Source organism: Bradyrhizobium valentinum, assembly GCF_001440405.1.
Taxonomy (GTDB): Bacteria; Pseudomonadota; Alphaproteobacteria; order Rhizobiales; family Xanthobacteraceae; genus Bradyrhizobium; species Bradyrhizobium valentinum.
This window is the reverse complement of record NZ_LLXX01000079.1, coordinates 20,836-30,862: the sequence shown is the minus strand read 5'-3', so window position 1 is coordinate 30,862 and position 10,027 is coordinate 20,836. Positions and strand designations below refer to the sequence as shown.

The following is a 10,027-nucleotide window of genomic DNA, read 5'->3' as shown; positions in this document are numbered from 1 at the left end:
GATGGTGCTGCCGGCGATCGAGAAGAGCGGACCGATCGAGGCGTGGATCATCGATGTCGCAGCATCACCACGCGCAGAAAAATCATGACGCAGTAAAATTAGCGCAGCGTAACCCACCGACTCGGTCGTAGAACGGCTGATATATCGGAAAGCGCGTTCATTGACCAGCTGACAACTAAAAGTGTATCAAGCACAAGAATCGAATGCGGCGAAGTTGCGGCAGCCGTAGTCCAGTTCTCAAAATTTGGCGGTGTTGCTTGGTCAAAAAGGCAAAAAAGTCGACAGAGGACTCCCTCGCTTGGGAGGATGCATACCGAACTCGCTTCGGAGGTTCCAAGTTTGGTAGCGATGCCATTGGGCTTTTTGCGCTCGGCTTGCAATTCAATCTGGAAGACCTGGAAGCAATCGGAGCAGAGAGCATAACCGGAGGTGGTAACGACAAGAAGTGTGATCTTTTTTATATCGATAAGGAGGAGGGCCGCTGTGTCATTGCGCAATGCTATTTGGCGCTATCCAAGAAGCCCGCGGCTCCAGCGAATAAGGCATCTGATCTGAACACCGCGATCACTTGGTTATTAAGTACGCCAATAAACTCGGTTCCGGAAGAGCTACGACCAAATGCTGCCGACGTCCGTCAGGCAATTAGGGACGACGAATTGCAGGAATTGTGCATTTGGTACGTTCATAATTGTCCTGAGAGTAAGAACGTTGCCAACGAAATTACGGCAGTCGAACATACTGCTAATGCGGCAATTCATAAGCTGCGGAGCAATTCACCCATTCGAATTCTCGCTCGCGAGTTTGGTGCGAAGCACTTCGACCGATTATATCGTGCAAGTGGATCACCAATTCTTGTAAATTCCGATATCAAAACCACTGTGCCGACTGGCTACGCGATCAACGGCGAAGATTGGAAGGCATACCAGACCTTTGTACCGGGTTCCTTCATCTACGAACTTTTCGATAAGCACGGTGCTGACTTATTCAGCGCAAATGTGCGCGACTATCTCGGGTCGCGCGAAACGGATGTCAATATTAACAGCGGAATCAAAGAGACTGCTACCAATAGCCCCGAAAATTTTTGGGTTTACAATAACGGCGTGACCGCCCTCGTGAACCGACTCTCCGTTCGAAAGCTAGCTTCCGAGAAGCTACAGCTGAAGATGCAGGGCATCTCAATCGTCAACGGCGCACAAACTACTGGTGCGATAGGCTCGCTTGCAAAGGCTCCGAAGAAGCAACTGATGGTGCCCAGTAGGTTCATTTGGACAACGAATAAGGCGCGTGTCCAGGACATCATACGATACAACAACAGTCAGAATAAAATTTCGGCATCTGATTTTCGAAGCACTGACGGCATTCAAAAGCGCCTAAAGGAAGAATTTCAGAAGATACCTGATGCAGAGTATGAAGGTGGCCGTCGCGGTGGGACATCCGATACGATAAAGCGTAGACCCAACTTGCTGCCGTCCTACACTGTCGGTCAAGCATTGGCGGCGTTTCACGGCGATCCAGTCATCGCATATAATAGAAAGTCTGAAATCTGGGTAACTGACTCAATCTACTCCAGCTACTTTAAGGAAGAAACGACGGCCCGACACATCGTTTTTGCATTTGCCTTGTACAAAACGATTGGGAACAAGAAGCTCGAAATTGTAACGAAGCAGAAAAACGGCCAAGACCTTACGAAGACAGAGCGAGAGCAGCTCGCCTTCTTCGAGAGAAAGGGTTCGATCTTGCTGACCTGCGCTGCGTTCGCTGATTGTTTAGAGGCAGTACTCGACAGACCTATTCCAAACAAATTTCGCTTGTCATTCGGCGAGAAGACATCGCCTCAAAAAGCAGACGCACATTGGACGGATCTCTGCCCGCCTTTGTTTTCGCTACTCACCACTCTGAACACCGCTTTTGTTGCGAACCGGATTGCCACCGATCAAGCCAAAAAGGCGATCCCGCAGTTTCGAAACGTGGTTCAAGCTATCGCCGGCCCCAACAAGCAAATTTTCGAGACGTTTGCATCCAAAGTAAAGGTCGACTGACCTTACCCCGAGGTTACGCTATTACGGTGACAGTGCCTCAATCGCTGTTGGGAACGATGCGAAAGGCGCGGGCGCATCGGCTGGGGCTTGAGTACGAGCGATAGCGCGGAGGAGAGCAGCGGCATCACGCAACACGAAGTGAACCCGTTGCTAAGAATTGCTGCGCGCTGATTTTCGTGATTCCGATTCGTTCTTTGAGAACAAAATAGAGTCGGACGTAGAACAAAGCGGATGGCGGATTACGCCTTTCGCTAAATCCCCTTACGCGTGCTAGCCCGGATGGGGCTGCGCTCCACTGAAGGTAACTAACTGCGTGTCTCCTCAATCTCGGAACGGAATTAGCGATATCTTTATTGGAACGTTGACCCCGATCTTCTCTAAAAGTATTTCCACCGACATTTGGCGTTCGGATTGATTGGGATGAGGGCCAATTATGATAGACTTGATTGGAAGCACCGTTTTGAGCTCATGGTAAAGTGCGATATAGGGAATTAATTGACCTGTCGCGCGACTCCGAAATTGGATTGGTTTGGCATCCCGTTCGTCATTCTCTTCATAGACCGTTGGTCTATTGCACAGAGCGACGATACGGTATTCATTCTCCTCTTCGAAGCTTGGGTGCTTCAAGAATGGTGAAGTGGCCAGAAAAGGTCCTGCGAAGTCGTTCGTAGTTTTTGGTCCTAGGATATCGGTAAGCCGATCTGCAATTTTGGGGATCAAGCTCTTAAGAAGTGCTGTTCCAAGTCCTTCGAAGTCTTTCTTTGATACGCGACTCTCATGATCGTTATAGGCAACTGTGTTAGTGATGATCCCCTGATATCGATACCGAGTTCGTTCAGCCGCATTAAGATCGTCAATTCCAATTTCATCAAACTCGATAGCGAAGCCGCCTTTGGCGTAGCCTCGCCATTGGCTCAAGAGACCGTCGCTGTAGGCTGGCGTATTGGGTTGATGGACGCAAAATGACGTGATAAAGTATGGAGTGGTGTTGTTTGTCGCCTGCGACATTGCATGCAGCATGTTGTCTGCTTCCTGACGGAATAGCTCATCCCCGAAGTCCGTCAGAATCTTGGGGTCTATTACTCTCCGTTCGATCAATTTGGGAGTGGCTTCTCTTAGCTCGCTCTCGAGTCGTGGAAGCAAAATGTCACGAATAATTCGGCACTCAGTCGAGTCATTGAGAAATGCAGAATGGGTGGCAAATAGAGATTGCGTTTGTAATATGCCGACGAGCCCCTCAGCAGAGGTGTAGTGAAACAAGGAGCGACTTGTCTTAGCTTTCGCGAGATCTGGTTGTGGCACAGATTGGTCGGCGCGATCTGTATACTGGGCGTCTGATTGTTTAATGACTTCGCCAATTTGATCAAATGGGGCGCGATGCCGGGATCGTCGCTTTCGTCTTTTGGACACGGGTGTGCCACCTCTCTCGGATTCTTCCAAGACTAGCCAAATATGTTGATCGAGCAGCCTCTAATTGTAGGGCTACGCTTGCTCAAAGTTCCTCTTCCGGCAACTTCTTTATTCCCAAAGAGGCAGCTGCGAATCTACGGCCTTTGTCAGTAATGCTCCAAGCTATGTAGTCTGTGCTAAAGCCCTCCGAGTGTTCGGCCCTTCCCACAGCTTGGATCAGGCCGAGAGCCTCAAAATGAAATCGAAGTCTGCGGACCTGACTGGGATCGATGACGGTGTCAGAGGCTTTCTGAAATCCGTGGTCCTTGTCGAGTGCGGCTATAGCTTTGCCTATTAGACGCGCGAGGTTGGCTTCGGATGGCTCTATGAGGATTGAGTCATAGAGTACTTGAAAGAGCTGCCCGATGTTCACACGAGCGAGTCGATCTTCGTAGGGACTAGCTGTGGCGGGTATTCTGGTTTTTGCAAATACTCCAATCGAGTCCGACGGTCCGGCCAGATTTTCGGGGAACGTGATTTCACCAAAGCCATTCTCGCCGATCGCTTGCTTTAGCTTTGCGTTTTCCAGGCGAAGCTTCTCCATTTCCTGGATCAGTTTGGGGTCGATAGCTTGATCGCCACGAATCCACCCGGTCCTAGGACTGAGGTTTATTGCGTTTCCTACGCCAATAACGACATTGGTAGCGAGTTGGTCGACATCGCGCCAATGATCGATAATTCGACCAGAACCCAGGCGGTTCTTAAATTGATCGAGCCGTTCAAGCTTTCCTACATCCCGCTCTGTTTTTCCGACCTGGATCGTGTCTGGCGCACTATGAATGAAAGCGAGAACCGGAATCTTTCTGGCAACGGCGTACTCGTATTCTTTTTCAGTATAGCTGGTTCCGTCTTCGGTGGCGCTTCCATATCGACCACCGACGATTACAACGTAGTAGTCGCTCTTGTCGATGACGCGATAGATATACTCCAATTGCTGCTGATCTGTGGCTGGAAATAATTCCATGCCGGCTACCAGATAGCCCGCTTTGGAGAGCATGTTTGAGACGTGCTTTCGCTCCTCATATAGATCCGCAAAAGTTGAGCTAACAAATACTTGGTAGACCTTTTCCATTTGATCGCGCCTCGTCGAGTAACGGAAAAAGGCCGCTCTTTCGAGCGGCCTCTCCTTTGCATTCAAGCTGTCGACCTCACGAACACCCCGTCGTACTTCCACACGTATCGCACTTCATGCAGGTCCCATTCCGCACCAGCGTGAAGTTGCCGCACTCCGAGCACATCTCGCCTTCGTAGCCCTTTGCCTTGGCTTCCGCCCGGCGTTCGGCCTTGGACGGGGCGACGGCCACGGCCGCGCTGCCGGCCTTGCTCCACTTCATCGCTTCGAGCTTTTCCGTCGGGGACAGGTCGTGCTGGGTTTCCTGCTTTAGCGCGACTGCGCCTTCATGCGCGTCGGAGGCGCGGGCGCTGGGGCCGTGGCCGGCGATCGCGGTGACGTTGTGGGAGCCGCGGGCATCCGCGTCGCCGCCGCGCATCACGACCAGATTATCCGTGCGCGAGCGGGTCAGTCCCTTGGACAGATATTTGGTGGCCTGCTGGCCCTGGTCGGACGGCTCCTTGCCTTCCTCGACGCCCTTGCCGAGCGCGTCGAAATTCGACTCGGTCGGATCGACATGGGCGAGATCGAAGCGCGACATGTAGCTGACCGCGAGTTCGCGGAACACATAGTCGAGGATCGAGGTCGCATACTTGATGCTGTCGTTGCCCTGCACGGGGCCCGCCGGCTCGAAGCGGGTGAAGGTGAAGGCGTCGACATATTCCTCCAGCGGCACGCCGTATTGCAGGCCGAGCGAAACCGCGATGGCGAAGTTGTTGATGAAGGAGCGCAGCGCCGCGCCTTCCTTGTGCATGTCGATGAAGATCTCGCCGAGACGGCCGTCGTCATACTCGCCGGTTCGCAAGTACACCTTGTGGCCGCCGACCACCGCCTTCTGGGTGTAGCCCTTGCGCCTATCAGGCATCTTCTCGCGCTCGCGCATCACGACGATGCGCTCGACCAGTTTTTCGACGATCTTTTCCGAGACCTGGGCGGCACGCGCCGCCATCGGCTTCTCGTAATACGCCTCGGTCGCATCTTCCTCGTCGTCATCATCGCTGATGAGCTGCGAGTTGAGCGGCTGGGAAAGCTTCGAGCCGTCGCGGTAGAGCGCGTTGGCCTTCAGCGCGAGCTTCCAGGACAAGAGATACGCCGCCTTGCAGTCCTCGACGGTGGCGTCGTTCGGCATGTTGATGGTTTTTGAGATCGCGCCCGAGATGAACGGCTGCGAGGCCGCCATCATGCGGATGTGGCTCTCGACCGAGAGATAGCGCTTACCGATCTTGCCGCAGGGGTTGGCGCAGTCGAACACCGCGTAATGTTCTGCCTTGAGGTGGGGAGCTCCCTCGACCGTCATCGCGCCGCAGATGTGCACGTTGGCGGCCTCGATCTCGCGCTTGGAGAAGCCCAGCGCGGCGAGCAGGTCGAAGCCGGGGGCTGCGATCGCTTCCGGCGCGAGGTTGAGCGTCTCGCGGAGGAAGTCCTCGCCGAAGGTCCACTTGTTGAAGGCGAACTTGATGTCGAACGCGGTCGGCAGCGCTTTTTCCACCTTCGCCAGCGCTTCGTCGGTGAAGCCTTTTGCCTTCAGCGTGGTGGCGTTGATGCCGGGCGCATTGGAGAGCGAGCCGTGGCCGACGGCGTAGGCCTCAATTTCAGCAATATCCGCTTCGCTGTAGCCGAGCGTCCGCAGCGCTACCGGCACGGCCTGGTTGATGATCTTCCAGTAGCCGCCGCCGGCGAGCTTCTTGAATTTCACCAGCGCGAAATCAGGCTCGATGCCGGTGGTGTCGCAATCCATCACGAGGCCGATGGTGCCGGTCGGCGCCACGACCGTGGTCTGCGCGTTGCGGTAGCCGTTGAGCTCGCCGAGTTCGAGCGCTTTGTCCCAGGCCGCCTTGGCGTGGGTGATGACATCGGCCTGCGGGCAGGAGGCGTGATCGAGCGGCACGGGATTGACCGCCAGCGCCTCATAGCCGCGGCTCTCGCCGTGCGCCGCGCGGCGATGGTTGCGGATCACGCGCAGCATGTGCTGGGCGTTCTTCTTGTAGCCGGGGAAGGGGCCCAATTCCTTGGCCATCTCGGCCGAGGTGGCGTAGGCCACGCCGGTCATGACGGCGGTCAGCGCGCCGCACAGCGAACGGCCTTCCTTCGAATCGTAGGGCAAGCCCATGGTCATCAAGAGGCCGCCGATATTGGCAAAGCCGAGGCCCAGCGTGCGGAACTCGTAGGAGAGTTCGGCGATCGCCTTCGACGGGAATTGCGCCATCATGACGGAGATTTCGAGCACGATGGTCCAGAGCCGGCAGAGATGCTCGTAGGACTCGACGTCGAACCGCTTTGTGGTGGTCGAATAGAACGTGATCAGATTGGCGGAGGCGAGGTTGCACGCCGTGTCATCCAGGAACATGTATTCCGAGCACGGGTTCGACGCGCGGATCTCGCCGGACGCCTTGCAGGTGTGCCAGTCATTCATGGTGGTGTTGAAGTGCAGGCCGGGGTCGGCCGAGGCCCAGGCGGCGTGGCCGATCTTCTCCCAGAGTTCGCGGGCCTTGAGAGTCTTGGTGATCTTCTTGTTGGTGCGGCCGATCAGATTCCAGTCGCCGTCCGTCTCGACGGCGCGGAGGAAATCGTCCTTCAGCGAGACCGAGTTGTTGGAGTTCTGGCCGGATACCGTGAGGTAGGCTTCCGAATCCCAGTCGGTGTCGTAGGTCGGGAAGTCGATGTCCTTGTAGCCCTGCTTGGCGAACTGGATGACGCGCTTGATGACGTTGTCGGACACCAGCGCGCGGCGCGCCAGCTTGATCTCGCGGCGCAGGGCAGGGTTCTTTTCGGGGTCGAAGCAGTCGTCGCCCGAGCCTTCGCAGTTCACGCAGGCCTTCAGCACGGCTTTGAGGTGCTTCTGGTTGATCTTGGAGCCGGTGACCAGCGCCGCAACCTTCTGCTCCTCCTTCACCTTCCAGTCGATATAGGTCTCGATATCGGGGTGGTCGGCGTCGACCACGACCATCTTGGCCGCGCGGCGCGTGGTGCCGCCGGACTTGATCGCGCCGGCCGCGCGGTCGCCGATCTTGAGGAAGCTCATCAGGCCGCTGGAGCGGCCGCCGCCGGACAGGCGCTCGCCTTCGCCGCGCAGGCGCGAGAAGTTCGAGCCGGTGCCGGAGCCGTATTTGAACAGGCGCGCCTCACGCACCCAGAGGTCCATGATGCCGCCCTCGTTGACGAGGTCGTCCTCGATGCCCTGGATGAAGCAGGCGTGCGGCTGCGGATGCTCGTAGGCCGATTTGGACTTTGTGAGTTTGCCGGTCTTCCAGTCCACATAATAGTGGCCCTGGCCGGGGCCATCGACGCCGTAGGCCCAGTGCAAGCCGGTGTTGAACCATTGCGGCGAGTTCGGCGCGACCATCTGCTTGGCGAGCATGTAGCGCAGCTCGTCGAAGAAGGCCTGCGCATCTTCTTCAGTGGAGAAGTAGCCGCCCTTCCAGCCCCAATAGGTCCAGCAGCCGGCCAGCCGATCGAACACCTGCTTGGCGCTGAGCTCGCTGACGAAACGCTCGGATTCGGGGAGGAGGGCCAGCGCCTCGGTGTCGGGCACCGAGCGCCACAGCCACGACGGCACGGTCTCTTCCTCGACCTTCTTCAGGCGCGCGGCGACGCCGGCTTTGCGGAAATACTTCTGGGCCAGCACGTCGGAGGCGACCTGCGACCAGAACTGGGGCACTTCGACATTTTCGAGCCGGAACACGATCGAACCGTCGGGGTTGCGGATCTCCGATGTCGTCAGCCTGAAATCAATCCCTGCATAGGGTGACTGGCCGGAAGTGGTGTTGCGCCGTTCGATTCGCATTTGTCGTGCCCCGTCTTCTTGCCCGGTCCGCATTTTCCGCGGTTGCCGGATGTTTTCTGTGAGCGAACCATCGGCACCAAGGTTGAAGACAACCTTGGGCCTGCGATCCGCAAGCTCTACCGGTGGACCCGGCCCTGTTTCTGTCTTCGCCACCCCAAGGCCGGCTCCGTCGACTTGACGGGACTGCCCTTTCCCAACGCCGCAACTCGTCACCTGAGCCCATTTCGGCTCGTTCTTCGGTGCGCCGATCGCCCCCGTTTCAAGGCAGACAAGCCCTCGATCCGTGCCTCGACCGGCTGACGGAGTGCTCGTTCTGGTACCCGTTTGGGAGCGTCCGGCGGGACCCAAAACTTAACTCGCGCCGTCCAGCAAAGAGGCTAGGCCAAACCCGTCGCGCCCGTCAAGGACTAGTACGAGTTCCTGAATCAAATACTAAATATGGTGGAAAGTGAGGGATAACAGGGGGTGATGCCGCCCCTGGAACACCGCCAAGTATCAGTGAGTCCTCAGGGATTCCCAAGGGAAAAAATTTGTTACCGCGTGTGGAAATCGGCTTCGCCCCGCTGTTCACAGGGCAGGTATTTTTTCAGCCGCCGGGATTGCCTTGATGAGACTCACGTACGGCTACGGGGAGGGGAGGTCTGGCATGTCCGCACACCCGTGGTCGCGGCGGCGGATACGCGGCAAGGTGAGGGCCGATTCCACCCTTTGCCGGGCTCCATGACCGACTCAAAACCCACCGCGCCGGGGCGGATTGCGCCCGCGGGCCTGATGTTCCTCGCCATCACCTCGGTGGGTTGGGGCTTTAACTGGCCCGTCACAAAATATCTCCTGAGCGAGTTGCCGCCGCTGACCTTGCGCGGCTCGACCGGCGTGATCGGCGCTGCGCTTTTGGCTCTGCTGGCGCTGGCGCGCTCCCAGAGCCTGAAGGTCGAACGGCATTTGTGGCCGCGGCTGATGCTGGCGGCGCTGCTCAACGTCACGGGGTGGATGGTGCTGATGGGGCTGGCGCTGCTCTGGCTGCCGGCGAGCGAAGCGGCGCTGATCGCCTACACCATGCCGGTATGGGCCTCGCTGCTGGCCTGGCCGGTGCTCGGCGAACGGCCGACCATCCTGCGCACGATCGCGCTGGTGATGGCCTTTGCAGGATTGGCCGCCATCATGGGCGGCAACGGCATATCAGCCACGTCAGAAAAACTGCCGGGCATGGTGATGGCGCTCGGCGGCGCGTTCGGCTTTGCGCTTGGCACGGTGCTGGCGAAGAAGCTGCCGGTGCCGCTGCCGCCGATCCCGGCCGCGGCCTGGCAGATCGGACTCGGCTGTTTTCCGATCGTCATCATCGGTCTCGCCTTCGAGACCACGCACGTCGAGAAGGTGACAGAGCTCGGCTGGTGGCTCCTGATCTATTCGACCGTGATCCAGTTCTGCATCGCCTATGTGAGCTGGTTCGCCGCGCTCGCCCGCCTGCCGGCCTCGGTCGCGGCGATCGGCACCATGGCGGTGCCGGTCATCGGCGTCGTGGCGTCCGCCGTCGCGCTCGGCGAGCCGCTCGGGCTGATCCAGATCGTGGCGCTGGTGTTTACGCTGGCCGGGGTGGTGCTGGCGACGCGGTCTTGAACTTCTCCCTCTCCCCGTTCTTCACGG

The 10,027-nt window shown here is 57.5% G+C and carries 5 protein-coding genes; 2 read left to right on the top strand and 3 right to left on the bottom strand.

Translation table 11 applies throughout. The features are described from left to right. Positions 1 to 257 precede the first annotated feature (257 nt). The gene (locus CP49_RS12940; protein WP_057850635.1) at positions 258 to 2,039 is read left to right on the top strand and encodes an AIPR family protein; all 1,782 of its coding nucleotides are present in this window, start codon (positions 258 to 260) and stop codon (positions 2,037 to 2,039) included. Positions 2,040 to 2,360: 321 nt separating this feature from the next. On the opposite strand, the gene CP49_RS12935 is transcribed toward CP49_RS12940, so the two are convergent. The 3 genes from CP49_RS12935 to CP49_RS12925 form a co-directional block, all read right to left on the bottom strand. Continuing rightward, positions 2,361 to 3,449, bottom strand: coding sequence for a DUF2971 domain-containing protein (locus CP49_RS12935; RefSeq protein WP_156438355.1), 1,089 nt, complete (start codon positions 3,447 to 3,449; stop codon positions 2,361 to 2,363). 82 nt (positions 3,450 to 3,531) lie between these two features. After that, the gene (locus CP49_RS12930; RefSeq protein ID WP_057850633.1) at positions 3,532 to 4,560 is read right to left on the bottom strand and encodes a DUF4062 domain-containing protein; all 1,029 of its coding nucleotides are present in this window, start codon (positions 4,558 to 4,560) and stop codon (positions 3,532 to 3,534) included. A 76-nt stretch (positions 4,561 to 4,636) separates the two neighbouring features. Then, positions 4,637 to 8,383 (bottom strand): vitamin B12-dependent ribonucleotide reductase, encoded by a 3,747-nt coding sequence (locus tag CP49_RS12925; RefSeq protein ID WP_057850632.1) that lies wholly within the window; start codon positions 8,381 to 8,383, stop codon positions 4,637 to 4,639. Positions 8,384 to 9,103: 720 nt separating this feature from the next. Between CP49_RS12925 and CP49_RS12920 the strand changes: the two genes are divergently transcribed. After that, on the top strand, positions 9,104 to 10,000 hold the full coding sequence (locus tag CP49_RS12920) for a DMT family transporter (RefSeq protein WP_057850631.1): 897 nt from the start codon (positions 9,104 to 9,106) through the stop codon (positions 9,998 to 10,000). Positions 10,001 to 10,027: the final 27 nt, after the last annotated feature.

What these genes read in the sequence shown, in the direction of transcription:
- CP49_RS12930 (WP_057850633.1), bottom strand. Translation starts at nt 4,560, where the DNA reads ATGGAAAAGGTCTACCAAGTATTTGTTAGCTCAACTTTTGCGGATCTA.
- CP49_RS12925 (WP_057850632.1), bottom strand. Translation starts at nt 8,383, where the DNA reads ATGCGAATCGAACGGCGCAACACCACTTCCGGCCAGTCACCCTATGCA.
- CP49_RS12920 (WP_057850631.1), top strand. Translation starts at nt 9,104, where the DNA reads ATGACCGACTCAAAACCCACCGCGCCGGGGCGGATTGCGCCCGCGGGC.